The organism is Duganella sp. sic0402 (assembly GCF_019219065.1).
In the GTDB taxonomy this organism is placed as follows: Bacteria; Pseudomonadota; Gammaproteobacteria; order Burkholderiales; family Burkholderiaceae_D; genus Rugamonas.
Genome location: NZ_JAHUWK010000063.1, coordinates 1 through 219, shown reverse-complemented (window position 1 = coordinate 219; position 219 = coordinate 1). Strand labels below are relative to the sequence as shown.

The 219-nt window shown below is 59.8% G+C and carries 1 protein-coding gene; it reads right to left on the bottom strand.

Going from position 1 to position 219, the window contains the following annotated elements:
- Positions 1-219 (bottom strand): hypothetical protein (locus tag KW842_RS27955; RefSeq protein ID WP_218307319.1); only part of this gene is annotated, 219 nt, incomplete at both ends.

The following is a 219-nucleotide window of genomic DNA, read 5'->3' as shown; positions in this document are numbered from 1 at the left end:
CCAGCGCTTTGAACTGCTCGCTGCTCAGCGACGAGATGATGCTGGTTTTCAGGCCAACGATGTCAGCGGTCTCGATCGCGGCGATGTTGTTGGTCGACAGCGCGTTGAACTGGGTCGAGTTGAGCGCGCCGAAGTGGGTCGAGTTCATCGCGACGATCTGCTCGGTGGTCAGGCCGGTCAGCTGGTTCGAATTCATCGCGGCAAACTGCGCGCTCTTCA